Origin of the sequence: Microbacterium algeriense, assembly GCF_008868005.1 — a bacterium.
GTDB lineage: Bacteria > Actinomycetota > Actinomycetes > Actinomycetales > Microbacteriaceae > Microbacterium > Microbacterium algeriense.
Map to the genome: position 1 here is coordinate 383,659 of NZ_WAAO01000001.1, position 16,006 is coordinate 399,664.

Genomic DNA, 16,006 nt, shown 5'->3' on the forward strand with positions numbered 1-16,006 from the left:
GTCACGCCTCACCGTCGTCGCGGAGCGCGCGGCCCCACGGCTCGGCGGGATCGTGGATCGCGACGGCGAGCGTCGTGTCGGACTGCCCGTAGTACGCGAACCACCGGCCGTGGAACTTCACGAGTCCCTCCACGAAGGTGACGTTGGAGACCAGGCCGTGCATGTCCTCGAAGGTCTGCGGTCGCAGCCACGGCTCCTGCAGCCGCGCGATGACCTTCGTCGGCTCGTCCGGGTCGATGGCGATCTGTCCGCACCGGTAGTCCACGTCGACCGTGCCGCCCTCGTGCACGACACGCGTGGCGCCGTTGGTGAGGAACACCAGCAGCCCGTTGTCGGCGAGCACGGGAGACGTGCCGATCTCGACGAGCGCCTCATCCCAGGTCCCCGGGGTCGGGGAGTACATCGGATCGGTGTCGGCCGTTCCCGGCGTCCAGTGGATCAGGTCGTCGCTGGTGGCCCAGTAGATCGCCCCCTCGCCGAAGTACATCCACCACTTCCCGTGCATCCGCCGGGGCACGATGACACCGGCCTTCGACCAGTTGAACCCGCGGGGGTCCATGGTCTTGAAGGTGTCGAAGTCGTCGAACAGCGGGCCGTGCTTGGTCCAGGTCCGCAGGTCGGTCGACGTCGCGAGACACAGCTGGGCGCTGCGCCGGTCCCAGCCCGTGTAGGTGAGGTAGTACGTGCCGTCGATCAGCGCGATGCGCGGGTCCTCGCACCCGTATTGCTCGTACTCCTCGGAGGGGGAGAGGATCGGCGCGTCCTCGCGGGTGAACGTGACCCCGTCTCGGGATCGGGCCAGACCGATGTGGGAGATGATGTCGTCGGCGTGCGCCCGGTACAGCAGGATCACCTCGTCGCCGTCCACGAGCGCGGCCGGGTTGTACAGATTCGCCGACTCCCAGCTGGCGCCGCGCGGTCGCAGGATCGGATTGCCCGCATAGGGGGTGAACGGCCCGAGGGGGAAGGAAGCTCCGGTGAACATGGATGCCTTTCTGACTAGCCCTTGACGGCTGCGCCGAGGTCGGTGGCCTTGAAGAAGCGCTGGAAGACGACGAACAGGATCACGACGGGGAACGCGAGCGCCGTCGCGCCGGCGAGGATCGCGCCGTTGGGGTTGGCCGTCGACTGCGCCACGTTGGAGATGTAGTTCGCGAGCGAGACGGCCAGCGGCTGCAGGCTCGCGTCCTTGGTGATGAGGAACGGCCAGAGGAACTCGTTCCACGGCCCGATGAAGGTGACCAGCACGACCGTCACCAGCACGGGACGGATGAGCGGGAGCGCGACCGAGGTGAGCAGGCGGATCTCGCCCGCGCCGTCGATGCGCGCCGCCTCGAAGATCTCCACCGGGAGCGCTTTGAAGAACTGCACGAAGATGAACACCGCGGTGGTGTTGATGAGGAACGGCAGGATCATACCCAGATAGGAGTCGCCCAGGCCGTAGCTCCGGGTGATCTGCACGTACAGCGGGATCATCAGCAGCTGGAACGGCACCATCTGCACGAGCAGCATCAGCACCCAGATCACACCGCGGCCCCGGAAGTCGAGACGGGCGATCGCGTAGCCGGCGAGCAGCCCGAACACCACGGTGCCCAGCAGCACCCCGGCGGTGAAGATCAGAGAGTTCAGCAGCGAGCCGACCAGGTCGATGCGGGAGTCGATCGCGACGAAGTTTTCGACCGTCCAACCGCTCGTGGGCAACAGCGCGCTCGGGGAGTTGGTGGGGCTCTCCTGGAACGCCCCGACGACCATGAAGTAGAACGGGAAGGCGAACCCGATGGCCGCGATCGTGAGCAGGATGATGCTCAGGATGCGGGGCAGTGAACGTCGGCGTCTCATCATCGCTCCCTCGTCGCGCGGTTCGCCGCGAGCGACAGCATCCCGACGAGGATCACGAGGATCATGCCGATGGCCGCCGCGGTGTCGGGGTTCTGCTGCTGGATGCCCAGCTGGTAGATGAGCAGCACCGGTGTGGTGGATGCACCGTCCGGACCGCCGCCGTTGGTGAGCAGGTAGGGCTCCGTGAACAGGTTGGCTCCCGTGATGATCGACAGGATCAGCACCAGCGTTGTGGCGCTGCGGACTCCGGGGACCGTGACGTTCCAGAAGCGCGAGAGCGCGCCGGCGCCATCGGTCTCGGCCGATTCGTAGAGCTCCTTGGGGACGTTCTGCAGCGCGGCCAGGTACAGCAGGATGTAGAACCCGAGCTGCTTCCACGTCACGTACAGGGCGATCATCGGCATCGCGAGCCCGCTGTTGACGAGCCACGACGGATCCGGCGCCAGGGGCCCGAGGATCGTGTTGACCAGACCGTTGCCCGAGAACAGCAGCATCCACACCCCCACGAGCGAGACGCTCGCCGTCAGGTACGGGACGTAGAACGCGACCCGGTAGGCGGCGACCCAGCGGATGCCGGTGTTCAGCGCCGCGGCGAGCACGAGGGCGAGCACCGCCGTCAACGGGACGTTGATGACCAGGAAGATCAGCGTGTTGCGGAAAGAGCCCAGCACGCGCGGATCGGTCAGCACCGTGACGAAGTTGTCGAACCCGACGAAGGGCCGGTCGACCTCGGTGCCCGGGGCGGTGAAGAAGTAGTCGTGGAACGCGATGTAGACGGCGAAGGCGAGCGGATACGCGAAGATCGCGATCACGAACACGAAGTACGGCAGCGCGAACAGGCCGCCGATCGGCTGCGCACCGAACCACCGGGTGCGCAGCCGCCGCTTGTCCGTCATGAGGTCACTCGGCGACGAGGTCGTCGATCTTCGACGCCGCGTTCTTCAGGTAGTCGTCGATCGACTCCTTCCCGAAGATCACTGCCGAGGAGTACTCGTCGCGGAACGCCTGCCAGGCCTCGACGGAGTTCGGGATGCTGGGCACGTCCGCCGTCCGCTCCGCCTGCTCCGCGAACGCCACGTAGTCGGGGTTCGCGGAGAAGTAGTCCGCATAGGCATCGGTGAGGCCGGTGCGCATCGGCATCTGGCCCGTCGCCTCCAGGAACTGGCCATCGCTGTCGACGCTCGTGGAGAACTTCAGGAACTCCCACGCGGTCGCCTGGTTCTCGCACGCGGTGAACATCGACACGCTCTTCGAGTCGGCGAAGGTGATCGGGTCCTCGCGACCGTCGCTCGTCGGCACGGGCATGAAGCCCACGTCGACGGTCTCGGCGTACGAGGGGATCGCCCACGGTCCGGCCAGCTGCATCGCCGTGGTGCCGGCGGACATCGCGTCGTCGGTGGCCGCCTCGTTCGGAGCCAGCTTCTCCTCGTAGAAGGTGCGCCAGAACTCCGAGACCGTGCGCCCGTCGTCCGAGTCGACCGTGGCCTTGCCGTCCTCGACCAGCATCGTGCCGTCGGTCTCGGCGAGGTACAGCGGGTAGAAGTCGAACCACGGCTGATAGAACTCGCTCGTCGGTGCGGGCCAGATCGCGCTCTGCACCCCGGACTCCACGATCTTGCGGGATCCCTCGAGGAATGCGTCGTACGTGTTCATCTGCGGGTCGTCCGGGTCGATCCCCGCCGCCTCGAACAGCGCCTTGTTGTACATCACCATGACCGGGTTCGACTTCCACGGCAGCTGGTAGAACTTGCCGTCGGTCGCGTAGGCGTCGACCTCACCACCGCGTTCCGTGATGTAGTCGCTGCCTCCCTCCATCGTGCTGAGATCGACGAGGCCGCCCTGCTTGACCCAGCCCGACACGGCGGCGGGGGCGACGTTGTAGACCAGGCACGGCGCGGTGCCCGCCGTGATCGCTGCCGTGATGGCCTCCTCGGAGGATGATCCGGCGGGGATCTCCTGCGCGGTCACCTTCTCGTCGGGATGATCGGCGTTCCAGGCCTCGACCACGGCCTGGCCCCACGCGACCTCCTGCTCGTTGTTGGAGAGCCAGACGTCGATGGGCCCTGTGCCCTCCGCGGCTCCCTCTCCGCCGCCGCCTCCCGAGGAACATCCGGTGGCGACGAGCGCGACGGCTCCGATGAGTGCTGCGGCACGGATCTTCTTCATGGTGTCCTCCTCGACACGGTGGTGGTGCGGTGGTCTACGACGCGGTGCTCGCGCGGTAGTGGACGACGGTGCAGTCGACGACCTCGGTCTGCGGCGACGCGCCGAGGATGCCGGCCTGCAGCAGGCGGGCGGCGGCTCGACCGCGCGCGGGCGGGTCGGACGAGACGCTGGTCAGGGCGGGGGAGAGGTGGGCCGACAGGTGATCGTCGTCGAACCCGGAGATCGCGAGATCCCGCGGAATGGAGAGGCCCTGCGACCGGGCGAGGGACAGTCCCGCGATGGCCATCGTGTCGTTGGAGTAGAGGACGGCGGTCGGGGGGTCGGGCAGCGCCAGGAGCTCCGCGGTGATGTCGCGACCGCTCGCCGCGGTGAAGTCGCCCTCGCGCAGCAGTTCGTCGCTGCCGATCTCCTCGACGTACGCGTCGGACCTCGCCTTCGAGTGGACGTAGTCCAGCGGGCCGGAGACATGGGCGATGCGGGTGTGCCCGGCGTCACGGAGGTGGGCGATGAGCTCGCGGATCGGCCGGGCGTCATCGGTCCGCACGCAGGAGAACGGGCTCGGCTGGTCGTACGCGCCGACCAGGACCGTCGGCAGTCCGAGCTGCTCGAGGAAGGGGACCCGCCAGTCGTCGGTGCGCAGGTCCAGCAGCAGCGCCCCGTCGGCGCGGCCGTGCGCGAGCGTGCGGTAGGCGCGCTCCTCGGCGTCGCGTCCGACGACGACCTGGAGGATCAGGGCGGTCTCGGTCTCGGCGAGCACCGATTCGACGCCGGCGATGAAGGCGGGGAAGAACGAGTCGTTCGCGATGACCTCGGGGTCGCGGGCCAGCACGACCGCGATCGCGTTCGCCCGTCGGGTGGCGAGGGCGCGGGCGCTCTGGCTCGGCACCCAGTTGAGCTTCTCGGCGGCCGCGAGCACCTTCGTCCTGGTCTCCTCCGAGATGGGACGGTTGCCGCTGAGCGCGTGCGAGACCGTGGCCTTGGTCACGCCGGCCTCGCGAGCGACGTCGGCGATCGTCGTGCGGCTCATGCCACCTCCTCGTGGATCGGCCCAGCCTCATGCCTGTAAACCGGTTTGACGAGTGTAAACCGGTTTGACAAGACGTGTCAACGGTCCGTTCCCCATCTGATTCCCCGAGATGACGACGATCCGCCGACGATCTCCCCGAGCTTCCTCGGCGGATCGTCCGGGGGTCGGGGGATCGTCCGGGTTCGGGGGATCGTCCGGGTTCGGGGGATCGTCCGGGGGCGGGGATCAGACGAAGCGGACGGTGTGCTGCAGGCGGGTGCGCACGTCGAACAGCTCGTTGCCGCCGATCGACCGTGCACCGGGGACGCCCTGGCGCAGGACCATCGCGAGAGCGCTGCGGCGGACGACGACCACCGGCACCCCACCGCTGCTTCCGAGCGGGGTCACCGCCTGGGAGAGGTCGTCATCGGGCAGGACGACGATCGCTCCGCCGAACTTGACCCGCGCCGCCTTGGCGACGGCGCGCATGCGGGCGAGGGTCGCGGTGACCGGCGCCCTGGTGCCGACGCTCGGGCCCGTGATCTCGCCGCGCCGGAAGCCGACCACACCGCCGAAGTCCTCCGACATGATCCCGTACAGTCCGGACGGACTGAGCACCACGTGGTCCAGCTTGTCGTCGGGATCGGTGCTGATGGCGACGTCGTGCCACACCGTGAAGCCCATGCCGAGGTCGGAGACCGTGCGGGCGGTGGCCTCCTCGGCCAGGGCGTCCGCGAGAAGGCGGCGCAGCTCCCGCGGCGCTGATCGGACGAGCGCAGGGTCGTAGGGGTCGGGCACCTCGACGCCGCGGCCCGCCCATTCCCGTATGAGGGTCAGGTAGCGCTCGCGCCGCCACCCGCCGGGGTGTCCGTAGGAGCGCGCCCGTGGCCGGGTGTCGGTGCGCGCGGAGGGCGGACGCCACCCGCTCCACTCGGCGCCGTCGTCGGAGCTCACGCCCGTGCGGCGGTCGTAGGCGGCGCGGCCGTCGGGGGTGCCGATCAGCTCCCACGCGCGCTGCACCTGGATGAACACCGCCGCATCGCCGCCGGTGTCCGGGTGCGTCTGCCGGAGACGAAGGCGGTACGCGCGGCGCAGCTCGACGTCGTCCACGGAGGGGTCGACCTCGAGGATCTCGTACGCCGAGGCCGAGAGCGGACTGTCGAACATCGCTCTCCTTCCGACCGCGGCATCCAGGATATCCGGCGCTTCCTGAGGGTCGGCGTCACACGGGCAGGTCGACGATCCTCTCGATGCCGGGAACCGGGGTGAGCGATCCGGCCGATGCGGCGGCGAGATCGTCCGCGAGCCGGGGAAGCGCGGACTCGGGCACCCAGAGCTCCAGCACGACCGTCGCCGCATAGGTCGTCTCCCCGAGGGTCGCCCCGTGCGAGACGGCCCACTCGCGCAGCAGATTGTCGATACGACCGGCACCGCCGTGCGGCACCTCGATCGTCACCTGGCGGAGGGCCGCCCGCCGGACGAGCGTCGCCCGGTCCAGCGCCTCGGACACGGCCGAGGAGTATGCGCGCACGAGTCCTCCCGCCCCGAGCTTCACCCCGCCGAAGTAGCGGGTGACCACCGCGACGACGTCCGTCAGCTCCCGGCGGCGCAGCAACTCGAGCATCGGGATGCCGGCGGTGCCGGAGGGCTCGCCGTCGTCGGAGGAACGAGCCTGATCGCCCAGCAGCCCGGTCACCATGGCGGAGCAGTTGTGGTTCGCATCCCATGCCTGCTTGCGGATGCGCGCGATCACCGCTTCCGCCTCCTCGACCGACGAGACGGGGGCGATGCGGGTGAGGAAGCGCGATTTCCGGATGACGAGCTCGTGTTCCACGGCTGCCGCGATGGTGGCGGGGTAGACGCGGGCGGATGTCACCCGCCTCACGATACCCAGCGGCGGGTCGCGGATCGTCCGAAGGATGGACGCCGCCGCGCATGGGCAGGGGAAGAATGTGATCATGCCGCACATCGAGCCGTCGAGACCGCCCCGCACGTGGGCGAGCCTGGTCGGGTCGATCCGCATCGGCCAGGCCGCCATCACGATGGTGCTGCTCGTGATCGGCGCCTGGCGCGCCGCCGTCGACGGCGTCCCGATCCCGGGGGTGCTGGCGATCGCGCTGGTGTTCCTCGGCTGGTACGGCGGGGGACTGCTCCTCAGCGAACGCACGGCGGACCGCCGGTTGGCGGCCGGATGGCTGCTGGGCCTCACGCTCATCTGGCTCGGCGCTGTCGTCGTGTCGCCCGAGTTCGTCTGGCTCGCGTTCTCGCTGTGGTTGCTCGCCGGGTTCGTCCTGCGACTGCGGTGGGCGCTGCTGCTCAGCGCCGCGATCCTCGCCGTCGTCGTCACCGCTCCGCTCGCGCACACCGGCGCGACGACCTACGCGAACGTGATCGGCCCGCTGGTCGGCGGCGTCTTCGCCCTGGGCATCTCGCGCGGATACCTGGTGCTGGTGCGCGACGGGCGGGAGCGGCGCCGGCTCATCGCCTCGCTCGTCGCGACACAGGAGGAGATGGCTGCTCTGCAGGATGAGCTGGCCCGCACGCAGCGCGCGTCGGGCGCGATCGAAGAGCGCACCAGGGTGTCGCGCGACATCCACGACACCGTCGCGCAGAGCCTGTCCTCGATCGGGATGCTGGCTCGTTCCGCCCGGGAGTCGCACGACCCCGCACGGAGTGCGCGGGCGCTCGAGCAGATCGACGCGCTCGCCGGGGAAGGGCTGGCGGATGCGCGGCGCATCGTGCAGGCGCTGATGCCGGCGGAGCTCGAGTCCACGGCGCTCGGCGATGCACTCGCGCGCCTGCTGGCGCGCCTCGCGGAGGAGACGGGGATCAGGACGACCCTGCACGCCGACGACGAGCTGCCCGCCCTGGGTATCGATGCCGAGATCGCGCTGCTGCGGACCGCCCAGTCCGCTCTCGCGAACGTCCGCTCCCATGCGTCGGCCTCGCGTGTCGTGGTCACCCTTTCCGACGCCGGTGACACCGTGCGTCTCGACATCGTCGACGACGGGATCGGCTTCGATGTGCGGCGCTGGGACGCTCAAGGGGGAAGGGGCGGGGACGGCGGCGGCTACGGACTGCGTTCGATGCGTGCGCGTCTGCGAGAGCTCGGCGGTGGACTCGACGTCGAGAGCGCGCCGGGCGACGGCACCGCCCTCTCGGCCCACATCCCGCTCGGAGGCACGCGCGGTCACGGCGCCGGAGACGACGTATGACTCCGATCAGCGTGCTCCTCGTCGACGATCACCCCATCGTCCGAGCGGGCGTCCGCTCGCTGTTCGACCAGCGGGACGACGTCCGTGTGGTCGGGGAGGCCGCCTCGGGGGAGGAGGCCGTCGCGCTCGCCAAGCACCTGCACCCGGACGTGGTGCTCTGCGACCTGCGGCTGGGAACGGGCCTGGACGGGGTGCAGACGACGGCGGTGCTGCGGAGCCTCGACCCGGCGCCGGCCGTGCTCATCCTGACGACCTTCGACCGCGACGCCGAGATCCTCGGGGCGATCGAGGCGGGAGCGGCCGGGTACCTGCTCAAGGACATCGCGCCCGAGGAGATCGTTCGAGCCGTCCGTCAGGCGGCCTCCGGGGGCCTGGTGCTGACGCCGGAGCTCAGCGATCGGATGGGGCGGGTCCTGCGCGCGCCGCGGGTGCGGCTGACCGACCGTGAACGGGACGTGCTGCGGCTGCTCGACACGGGTGCCTCCAACCGGGAGATCGCGAAGACGCTGTTCGTCACCGAGGCGACCGTGAAGACGCACCTCGTGCACGTGTTCGAGAAGCTCGGAGCCGACAGCCGATCGCGCGCCATCGCGATCGCGCGCGAGACCGGTCTGCTCTGAGGCCGGTCCCTCCGGCGGAGCGGTGGCCGCTCAGCTCCAGAAGCGCTGCACGCGGGAGGCGAGCGCCCGCATCGCGGAGCCGTCGAGCACGACACGGCGCTCCTCCACGCCGAGCGCCGGCCACTGCATCACGAACTCGATCGGCCCTTCCGGCGGGAGGGGCCAGAGCCACAGGCGGTCCGTCGACGAGTAGCCCTGGGGTCCGCCGCCCGCGCCGCCGCTGTTGCGCGACAGGGTGTGGCCCTCCTGTTCCGCGGAGGGATCGTCGCCGCCGAAGAACGGAAACCCCTCGGCCAGCACCTTCTCGCCGTCGCCGAGCACGAGTCCGAACTGCAGCCGGCCGGCGGGATGCACGGGGCCGCCGAGCGGGCTGTGTCCCACGAAGTCCGCGCACAGATCGTTCCACTCCCGCGCCGGCAGGCCCTTCCGACGCAGCCGCCCCTCCAACCGGAACTCGACACCGTCGCTGTAGACCGCGACCCCAAACAGGCCGAGGGCCAGGTGCTCGGTGGACGCCAGCGTCGCCGACACGGGAAGCAGCACGGGCAGTTCGTCGTCCGGCGCCTGCCACCACGGCTGCCGCTCCGAATCGGCCTCCTCGGGTTCGGGCAGGTCGGGGTCGGGTGGGAAGAAGGTCATGCGGTCAGATCATCACACTTCCCGTGCGAACCACAAGGACCGGGGTCGCCATCTCAACCGTTCGATGGATCCGCGGTGTCGCGCCTGCGCCGAGGCTGGAAGCACAAAGGAAAGGAACCCGATGCGCAGGCTCTTCACCGCCGCGTTCGCCTCCATGCTCGTGGGCGTCGCCTCCGGACTCTTCTACCGGGAGTTCACCAAGATCAACGATTTCCCCGAAGGGCAGGCCACCCAGCTCGGTCTCGTGCACACGCACCTGCTCGTGCTGGGCTTCGTCGTGCTGCTGATCGTGCTGCTGCTGGAGAAGGCCTTCGCGCTCTCCGAGAGCCGCCTCTTCGGCTGGTTCTTCTGGACCTACAACGCCGGACTGGTGCTCACCTCGGCGATGATGGTGTGGCACGGCTGTCTCACGGTGCTCGGGCTGGAGTCGTCCAAGATGATCGCCGGGATCGCGGGCATGGGTCACATCCTGCTCAGCGCCGGAATGGTGATGCTGTTTCTGATGCTCCGCACCCGCATCACAGCCGCCGAGCGGACCGATCTGCTCCCGGCTGCCGTGGCATGACCCGTCCGCGCCGCGCGGCGGGTCAGCCGCGCGGCGGCGCGCTCGGCCCGCGGTAGGTTCCGATGATCGCGGCGATGAGGTCGGAGTACGCGGCGTCCTGACTCTGGAACGAGCCGTTGTTGCGGCCGTGCCGGAGCACCTCGACGCGGTCGGAGACCGCCTGCACGTCGGCGATGTTGTGGCTGATGAAGACGACGCCGAGGCCGAGCTCGCGCAGCTGCTCGATGTGGGTGAGCACGTCGGCGGTCTGCGCGACGCTCAGGGACGCCGTCGGCTCGTCCAGCACCACGAGACGCGGTCGGCTGATGAGGGTCCTGGCGATGGCGACGGCCTGCCGCTGCCCGCCGGAGAGCGAGTTCAGCGGGGAGCGGATCGAGGGGATGTTGGCGGCGAGATCGCTCAGCGCCTGTTTCGTCGCCTGTTCCATCTCCGGCTCGCGCAGCATCCCCTTGGCGGTGCGCAGCTCGCGGCCGAGGAAGACGTTCGCGGTGACGTCGAGGTTCTCGCACACGGCGAGGTCCTGGAACACGGTGGCGATGCCGAGCCGATTCGCCTCGGCGGGGGAGGAGATCTCGACCTGCTCTCCGTTGATGCGGATCTCCCCGGAGGTGGGATCCAGGGCGCCGGCGATGATCTTCGCGAGGGTCGACTTGCCGGCCGCGTTGTCGCCCACCAGGCCGACGACCTCGCGGGCATTGACGGTGAAGTCGACATCCGTGAGCGCCTCGACGGCGCCGAAGCGCTTGGTGACGCCGCGCAGGGTGAGCAGGGGCTCGGCTTGCGATGCGGTGAAGCTCATGAGCGGTCCTCGAGGAGCCGGGACGGGTCGGTCGACTGCAGGATGTGGATGGTCGCCCCCACGAGCACCGCGTCCTTCCCGAAGGAGGACGGGACCGGATCCCGGCGGGGCGAGCGGCCCTGGGGAGCGGTGTCGCGCAACGCGCTGGTGAAGGGGAGCAAGAAGATGGGTCCCGCCTCGGTCAGCTCCCCGCCGACCGTGATCACCTCGGGGGCGAGGGCCTGGTGCACACCGGCGACGACCCGTCCGAGCGCCGTCGCGGCATCGGCGACCACGCGGGCGCAGCCGGGGTCGCCCTCGGCTGCGCGGGCGATCACGTCCTTGAACGTGACCTGCCCGTAGGTGGCTCGCAGCGGTGCCGTGATGGCGTCGGCACCGACGACCGTCTCCAGACAGCCGCGCTGACCGCACGCGCAGATCGAGCCGGTCGGGTCGACCTGGACGTGGCCGATCTCGCCCGCCGTGCCCGACCGCCCGCGGTACAGCCGCGAGCCGAGGACCACGCCGGCGCTCGCCGTGTAGGACGCATGGACGAACAGGCTGTCCGCGACGTCTCGCGCGGTGCCGAGCGTCGCTTCGGCCAGCGCGGCGAGGTTGGCGTCCTTCTCGACGAGCACGGGGCAGCCGAGGCGCTGCTCGACGACCTGGGCGACCGGCTGGCTCTCCCAGCGGCGCATCACGCCCGGGTAGGCGATGAGCCCCGATGCGGGATCCACCGGCGCGGGCACCCCGATGCAGACGCCGATCAGGTCGTCGGCATCGGCCGCGATCATGCCGAGCATGTCGATCAGCAGCAGGGTGATGCGGTCGAGCACGGTGTCTTCGGCATGGTCGGCCGGCAGGGGCATCGAGCGGTCGGCCAGCACGTCCTGACCGACGTCCGTGAGCCGCACCTTCATGCTGCGGCTGCCGATCTGCACCGCCGCGACGAGCCCCGCCCTCCGCGCGATCGTGACCAGCTGGGCGCGTCGGCCGCTCCGCGACGTCGGCCGGGTCTCCACGAGCCCTGACAGCGACAGCTCTTTGACGATGGCGGAGACCGTCGCGGTCGAGAGGCTGGTCGCTTCGGCGAGCTCGACCTGGGTGAGCCCGCCGAAGCGCTTCACGGCGTCGACGATCTTCGCGGTGTTGGCCTCGCGCAACCCCGACTGGGAACCGCTGGCCCATCTGCTCATAGCGGGAGCCTACCGCGCGGTTGTCGTGTCGATCCGGGTCAACGGGCGGCGCCCGTGCGCCGCTTGTTCCAGACGTCGAACGCCACCGCGATCAGCAGCACGAGTCCCTTCACGACCTGCTGCGTCGCCTGGTCGAGACCCATGAGCTGCATGCCGTTGCTCATCACGGCCATGATCAGACCGCCGACGATCGCGCCGCCGACGCGGCCGACGCCGCCGGTGACCGCCGCGCCGCCGATGAAGCACGCCGCGATCGCATCGAGCTCGAACATGTTCCCCGCGCCCGGCTGTGCGCCGTTGGTGCGCGAGGAGAACACGACGCCCGCGATTCCGGCGAGCAGACCCATGTTGACGAAGATCCAGAAGTTCACCCGGCGCACGTTGACGCCGCTGAGCAGCGCCGCGTGCAGGTTGCCGCCGATCGCGTACACGTGGCGGCCGAAGACGCTCTTCTGCGTGATGACGGAGTACGCGATGATCAGCACGGCCAGGAGGATCAGCACGAACGGCAGGCCACGGCTCGTCGACAGCTGATAGCCGAACCACATCACGACGGCGGCGATCGCCACGATCTTCAGGATGAACCAGGGCAGCGCCTCCACGGACTGCTGGTGCGAGATCTTCGACCGACGACCGCGGACCTGCCACACCGCGTATCCGACGACGCCGATGGCGAAGATGACGAGGGTGAACACATCGACCCCGTAGCCGCCGAGCAGCCCGTTGAAGAAGCCGTTGGCTATCGCGTAGTACGTGCCGCCGAACGGAGAGAGCGACACATTGCTGAGCACAATGAACGTGAGCCCCCGGAACAGGAGCATGCCCGCGAGCGTCACGATGAACGCCGGGATCCCGACGTAGGCGACCCAGAACCCCTGCCAGGCCCCGACGAGCAGGCCGACGACGAGCGCGGCGATCACACCCACCCACCAGGGCTGCTGCATGCGGATCACGAGCACAGCCGCGGTGGCGCCGGTGAGCGCGACGACCGAGCCGACCGACAGGTCGATGTGCCCGGCGATGATCACGATCACCATGCCGATCGCGAGGATCAGGATGTACGAGTACTGCAGCACGATGTTGGTGAGGTTGCCCGCCGACAGGAAGGCGGGGTTCAGGATCGCGAAGAACGCGACGATCGCGACGAAGGCGACGAGGATGCCGCTCTGACGCAGATTCCGCGTGGCGAGGGTGAACAGGTTGGTGACGCCGTTCATGGTGCGGTCGTCCTTTCGACGGTCATGAGGTGCATGAGTTTCTCCTGCGTGGCCTCGGCGGCGGGGAGCTCCCCGGTGATCCGACCGAAGGCGAGGGTGTAGATGCGGTCGCAGATGCCGAGGAGCTCCGGCAGCTCGGACGAGATCACCAGCACGCCCTTCCCCTCGGCGACGAGGCGGTTGATGATCGTGTAGATCTCGTACTTCGCGCCGACGTCGATGCCGCGGGTGGGCTCGTCGAGGATCAGCACCTCGGGCTCCGTCTGGATCCACTTGCTGAGCACGACCTTCTGCTGGTTGCCTCCGGAGAGGTTCCCCACCAGCTGCAGCACCGTCGGCGACTTGATGTTCATCTCGGCCCGGTAGCGCTCGGCGATCTCGAGCTCCCGGTGCGCGTTGATCCACCCGCCGGGGCTGATCATCCGCAGCGACGCCATCGTGATGTTGTGCCGGATGTCGTCGATGAGGTTGAGGCCGAACTTCTTGCGGTCCTCCGTCGCATACGCGATCCCGGCGCGGATGGCGGCGCTGGTGGTGGAGGTGTCGACCTCCTTGCCATGCATGAGCACGCGGCCTCGTGCGCCGCGGCCGTAGGTGCGCCCGAAGACGCTCATCGCCAGCTCCGTGCGTCCGGCGCCCATGAGCCCGGCGATGCCGACGACCTCGCCGGCGCGGACGGTGAGGGTCGCACCGTCGACCATGACGCGGCCGGGTTGCGTGGGGTGGTGCACGGTCCAGTCCTCGATGCGCAGCACCTCCTCTCCGATGTCCGGGGTGCGCTCGGGGAACCGGTGGGCGAGGTCGCGGCCGACCATGCCGCGGATGATCCGGTCCTGCGTGGACTCCGGATCGCGCATGTCGAGCGTCTCGATCGTTCGACCGTCCCGGATGATCGTCGTGCGGTCGGCGATCGCGGCGATCTCGTTCAGCTTGTGCGAGATGATGATCGACGTCATCCCGTCGTCGCGCAAGCGTCGGAGCAGGTCGAGCAGATGCGCCGAATCGGTGTCGTTGAGCGCGGCGGTCGGCTCGTCGAGGATCAGCAGGCGCACGCTTTTCGACAGCGCCTTGGCGATCTCGACGAGTTGCTGCTTGCCCACGCCGAGCTGGCCGACGGGCGTGGTCGGGTTCTCGTCGAGGCCCACCTGCGCGAGCAGGGCGGAGGCCTCGGCGTTCGCGCGGTCCCAGTCGATCAGACCTCCCGTGCCGCGGCGCTCGTTGCCGAGGAAGATGTTCTCCGCGACGCTGAGGTGCGGGATCAGCGCCAGCTCCTGGTGGATGATCACGATCCCCACGCGCTCGGAGTCGGCGATCGACGAGAACGTCGCCTCCTCGCCTTCGTAGATGATCTCGCCCTCGTAGGTGCCGTGCGGGTACACGCCGGAGAGCACCTTCATCAGGGTGGACTTGCCCGCGCCGTTCTCGCCGCAGATCGCGAGGATCTCGCCGCGCTGCACGTCGAGGCTGACGCCCTGGAGCGCCTTCACCCCGGGGAAGCTCTTCTCGATCTCCCGCATCTGCAGAACCGGTGTCGTCATGAACCGATGTCCTTCCGTCAAGAGGGGCGTGCCGTCGTCGCCGACGGCACGCCCCGGGTCATCAGCTACTCGGCGACGCCGGAGTCGACCTCGGCCTGCGTCCAGTACCCGGAGTCGACGAGGAGCGGGGTGATGTTGTCCTTGTAGACGATGTCCGACTGGAGGAGGTAGGAGGGGACGACCTTCACGCCGTTGTCGTAGGTCTCGGTGTCGTTCGCCTCGGGCTCCTCGCCCTCTAGGATCGCCTGCGCGACGACGACCGACTGCTCGGCGAGCTTTCGCGTGTCCTTGAAGATCGACGCGAACTGCACGCCCTGGTCGATCAGGGCGACGGAACCGATCTCGGCGTCCTGGCCGGTGACGATCGGCAGACCGTCGGCGATGGCCGGGCCGAGGCCACCGGTGCCCTGCAGGGCCGTGATGATCCCTCGGGACAGTCCGTCGTAGGGGGACAGGACGCCGTCGAGCTTGGTGCCGCCCGCGTACGTCGAGGTCAGCAGGTCCTCCATCCGCTTCTGCGCCGTCTCCTGCTGCCAGCGCAGGATCGCCGCCTGCTCGATGTCGGTCTGACCGGACGGCACGGCGAGCACGCCGTCGTCGATGAACGGCTGGAGCGTGTCCATCGCGCCCTGCCAGAAGAAGTGCGCGTTGTTGTCGTCGAGAGAACCCGCGAACAGCTCGATGTTGAACGGCCCCTTCTCGCCGGTCTCCTTGCCGTCCTCGTCGAGCACCCCGAGTCCGGTGAGCAGCGACGTCGCCTGCTGCACGCCGACCTTGTAGTTGTCGAAGGTGACGTAGAAGTCGACATGCTCGCTGTCGCGGATCAGGCGGTCGTAGGAGATGACCGGGATGTTCGCGGCCGCGGCGGCGTCGAGCTGCGACGACAGGGCCGTGCCGTCGATCGCGGCGATCACGAGCAGATCGGCGCCCTTCGTGATCATCTGGTCGATCTGCTGTCCCTGGGTCGGGATGTCGTCTCCGGCGTACTGCAGGTCGACCTGGTAGCCCGCCTCCTCCAGTCCGTCCTGCACGGCGTTGCCGTCGGCGATCCAGCGTTCCGAGGTCTGCGTGGGCATGGACACGCCGATCAGCAGGTCGCCCTTGTCGCCGGAGCCTTCCGCGCCGGAGCCTCCGCTCGAGCCTGCGCCGCCACCGCCGCAGCCCGCGAGGGCGACGATCCCGGCCAGGCCGAGTGCGGCAAGTGCGTACTTCTTCTTCATCACGAGC

The 16,006-nt window shown here is 69.2% G+C and carries 16 protein-coding genes; 3 read left to right on the top strand and 13 right to left on the bottom strand.

Annotation, left to right across the window (positions count from 1 at the left end):
* Nucleotide 1: 1 nt before the first annotated feature.
* The 7 genes from F6A08_RS01805 to F6A08_RS01835 all read right to left on the bottom strand — a co-directional run bounded on the left by F6A08_RS01805 (nucleotide 2) and on the right by F6A08_RS01835 (nucleotide 6,887).
* Nucleotides 2-985 carry a glycoside hydrolase family 130 protein gene (locus tag F6A08_RS01805; protein WP_151458438.1) on the bottom strand — a complete coding sequence of 328 codons (984 nt, stop codon included), beginning with the start codon at nucleotides 983-985 and terminating at the stop codon, nucleotides 2-4.
* A 14-nt stretch (nucleotides 986-999) separates the two neighbouring features.
* On the bottom strand, nucleotides 1,000-1,842 hold the full coding sequence (locus tag F6A08_RS01810; RefSeq protein ID WP_151458439.1) for a carbohydrate ABC transporter permease: 843 nt from the start codon (nucleotides 1,840-1,842) through the stop codon (nucleotides 1,000-1,002).
* Nucleotides 1,839-2,735, bottom strand: a complete 897-nt coding sequence (locus tag F6A08_RS01815; protein ID WP_017203618.1) for a carbohydrate ABC transporter permease — start codon at nucleotides 2,733-2,735, stop codon at nucleotides 1,839-1,841. Before F6A08_RS01815 ends, F6A08_RS01810 begins: the two co-directional genes overlap by 4 nt.
* A 4-nt stretch (nucleotides 2,736-2,739) precedes the next feature.
* Nucleotides 2,740-4,005, bottom strand: coding sequence for an extracellular solute-binding protein (locus F6A08_RS01820; protein ID WP_017203617.1), 1,266 nt, complete (start codon nucleotides 4,003-4,005; stop codon nucleotides 2,740-2,742).
* Nucleotides 4,006-4,039: 34 nt separating this feature from the next.
* A complete protein-coding gene (locus F6A08_RS01825) occupies nucleotides 4,040-5,032 on the bottom strand; it encodes a LacI family DNA-binding transcriptional regulator (protein WP_151458440.1) in 993 nt (330 codons plus the stop codon).
* Between the two features lie 225 nt (nucleotides 5,033-5,257).
* Nucleotides 5,258-6,178 (bottom strand): nuclease-related domain-containing protein, encoded by a 921-nt coding sequence (locus F6A08_RS01830; RefSeq protein WP_151458441.1) that lies wholly within the window; start codon nucleotides 6,176-6,178, stop codon nucleotides 5,258-5,260.
* 55 nt (nucleotides 6,179-6,233) lie between these two features.
* On the bottom strand, nucleotides 6,234-6,887 hold the full coding sequence (locus tag F6A08_RS01835) for a YigZ family protein (protein WP_151458442.1): 654 nt from the start codon (nucleotides 6,885-6,887) through the stop codon (nucleotides 6,234-6,236).
* Nucleotides 6,888-6,969: 82 nt separating this feature from the next.
* Here F6A08_RS01835 and F6A08_RS01840 point away from each other — a divergent pair, with 82 nt between their 5' ends.
* Nucleotides 6,970-8,226 carry a sensor histidine kinase gene (locus tag F6A08_RS01840; RefSeq protein WP_051000906.1) on the top strand — a complete coding sequence of 419 codons (1,257 nt, stop codon included), beginning with the start codon at nucleotides 6,970-6,972 and terminating at the stop codon, nucleotides 8,224-8,226.
* Nucleotides 8,223-8,846 carry a response regulator gene (locus F6A08_RS01845; RefSeq protein ID WP_151458443.1) on the top strand — a complete coding sequence of 208 codons (624 nt, stop codon included), beginning with the start codon at nucleotides 8,223-8,225 and terminating at the stop codon, nucleotides 8,844-8,846. The genes F6A08_RS01840 and F6A08_RS01845 overlap by 4 nt, the downstream gene beginning before the upstream one ends.
* 30 nt (nucleotides 8,847-8,876) lie before the next feature.
* Here F6A08_RS01845 and F6A08_RS01850 read toward each other — a convergent pair whose 3' ends face one another.
* A complete protein-coding gene (locus F6A08_RS01850) occupies nucleotides 8,877-9,485 on the bottom strand; it encodes a hypothetical protein (protein WP_151458444.1) in 609 nt (202 codons plus the stop codon).
* Between the two features lie 121 nt (nucleotides 9,486-9,606).
* On the opposite strand from F6A08_RS01850, the gene F6A08_RS01855 reads away from it, so the two are divergent.
* Nucleotides 9,607-10,050, top strand: a complete 444-nt coding sequence (locus tag F6A08_RS01855) for a DUF2871 domain-containing protein (protein ID WP_017203610.1) — start codon at nucleotides 9,607-9,609, stop codon at nucleotides 10,048-10,050.
* A 22-nt stretch (nucleotides 10,051-10,072) separates the two neighbouring features.
* Here the strand turns inward: F6A08_RS01855 and F6A08_RS01860 are convergent, their stop codons facing one another.
* The 5 genes from F6A08_RS01860 to chvE all read right to left on the bottom strand — a co-directional run bounded on the left by F6A08_RS01860 (nucleotide 10,073) and on the right by chvE (nucleotide 15,999).
* Nucleotides 10,073-10,849 carry an ATP-binding cassette domain-containing protein gene (locus F6A08_RS01860; RefSeq protein ID WP_151458445.1) on the bottom strand — a complete coding sequence of 259 codons (777 nt, stop codon included), beginning with the start codon at nucleotides 10,847-10,849 and terminating at the stop codon, nucleotides 10,073-10,075.
* A complete protein-coding gene (locus F6A08_RS01865) occupies nucleotides 10,846-12,024 on the bottom strand; it encodes an ROK family transcriptional regulator (RefSeq protein WP_124896681.1) in 1,179 nt (392 codons plus the stop codon). Before F6A08_RS01865 ends, F6A08_RS01860 begins: the two co-directional genes overlap by 4 nt.
* 38 nt (nucleotides 12,025-12,062) lie before the next feature.
* Nucleotides 12,063-13,241, bottom strand: coding sequence for a multiple monosaccharide ABC transporter permease (gene mmsB / locus F6A08_RS01870; protein ID WP_017203608.1), 1,179 nt, complete (start codon nucleotides 13,239-13,241; stop codon nucleotides 12,063-12,065).
* On the bottom strand, nucleotides 13,238-14,779 hold the full coding sequence (gene mmsA / locus F6A08_RS01875; RefSeq protein ID WP_151458446.1) for a multiple monosaccharide ABC transporter ATP-binding protein: 1,542 nt from the start codon (nucleotides 14,777-14,779) through the stop codon (nucleotides 13,238-13,240). Before mmsA ends, mmsB begins: the two co-directional genes overlap by 4 nt.
* 65 nt (nucleotides 14,780-14,844) lie before the next feature.
* Complete coding sequence (gene chvE, locus F6A08_RS01880; RefSeq protein WP_017203606.1) at nucleotides 14,845-15,999, bottom strand: multiple monosaccharide ABC transporter substrate-binding protein; 1,155 nt, start codon at nucleotides 15,997-15,999, stop codon at nucleotides 14,845-14,847.
* Nucleotides 16,000-16,006 lie beyond the last annotated feature (7 nt).

What these genes read in the sequence shown, in the direction of transcription:
- F6A08_RS01825 (WP_151458440.1), bottom strand. Translation starts at nt 5,032, where the DNA reads ATGAGCCGCACGACGATCGCCGACGTCGCTCGCGAGGCCGGCGTGACC.
- F6A08_RS01865 (WP_124896681.1), bottom strand. Translation starts at nt 12,024, where the DNA reads ATGAGCAGATGGGCCAGCGGTTCCCAGTCGGGGTTGCGCGAGGCCAAC.
- chvE (WP_017203606.1), bottom strand. Translation starts at nt 15,999, where the DNA reads ATGAAGAAGAAGTACGCACTTGCCGCACTCGGCCTGGCCGGGATCGTC.
- mmsB (WP_017203608.1), bottom strand. Translation starts at nt 13,241, where the DNA reads ATGAACGGCGTCACCAACCTGTTCACCCTCGCCACGCGGAATCTGCGT.
- F6A08_RS01850 (WP_151458444.1), bottom strand. Translation starts at nt 9,485, where the DNA reads ATGACCTTCTTCCCACCCGACCCCGACCTGCCCGAACCCGAGGAGGCC.
- F6A08_RS01840 (WP_051000906.1), top strand. Translation starts at nt 6,970, where the DNA reads ATGCCGCACATCGAGCCGTCGAGACCGCCCCGCACGTGGGCGAGCCTG.
- F6A08_RS01805 (WP_151458438.1), bottom strand. Translation starts at nt 985, where the DNA reads ATGTTCACCGGAGCTTCCTTCCCCCTCGGGCCGTTCACCCCCTATGCG.
- F6A08_RS01815 (WP_017203618.1), bottom strand. Translation starts at nt 2,735, where the DNA reads ATGACGGACAAGCGGCGGCTGCGCACCCGGTGGTTCGGTGCGCAGCCG.
- F6A08_RS01845 (WP_151458443.1), top strand. Translation starts at nt 8,223, where the DNA reads ATGACTCCGATCAGCGTGCTCCTCGTCGACGATCACCCCATCGTCCGA.
- F6A08_RS01860 (WP_151458445.1), bottom strand. Translation starts at nt 10,849, where the DNA reads ATGAGCTTCACCGCATCGCAAGCCGAGCCCCTGCTCACCCTGCGCGGC.
- mmsA (WP_151458446.1), bottom strand. Translation starts at nt 14,779, where the DNA reads ATGACGACACCGGTTCTGCAGATGCGGGAGATCGAGAAGAGCTTCCCC.
- F6A08_RS01820 (WP_017203617.1), bottom strand. Translation starts at nt 4,005, where the DNA reads ATGAAGAAGATCCGTGCCGCAGCACTCATCGGAGCCGTCGCGCTCGTC.
- F6A08_RS01810 (WP_151458439.1), bottom strand. Translation starts at nt 1,842, where the DNA reads ATGATGAGACGCCGACGTTCACTGCCCCGCATCCTGAGCATCATCCTG.
- F6A08_RS01855 (WP_017203610.1), top strand. Translation starts at nt 9,607, where the DNA reads ATGCGCAGGCTCTTCACCGCCGCGTTCGCCTCCATGCTCGTGGGCGTC.
- F6A08_RS01830 (WP_151458441.1), bottom strand. Translation starts at nt 6,178, where the DNA reads ATGTTCGACAGTCCGCTCTCGGCCTCGGCGTACGAGATCCTCGAGGTC.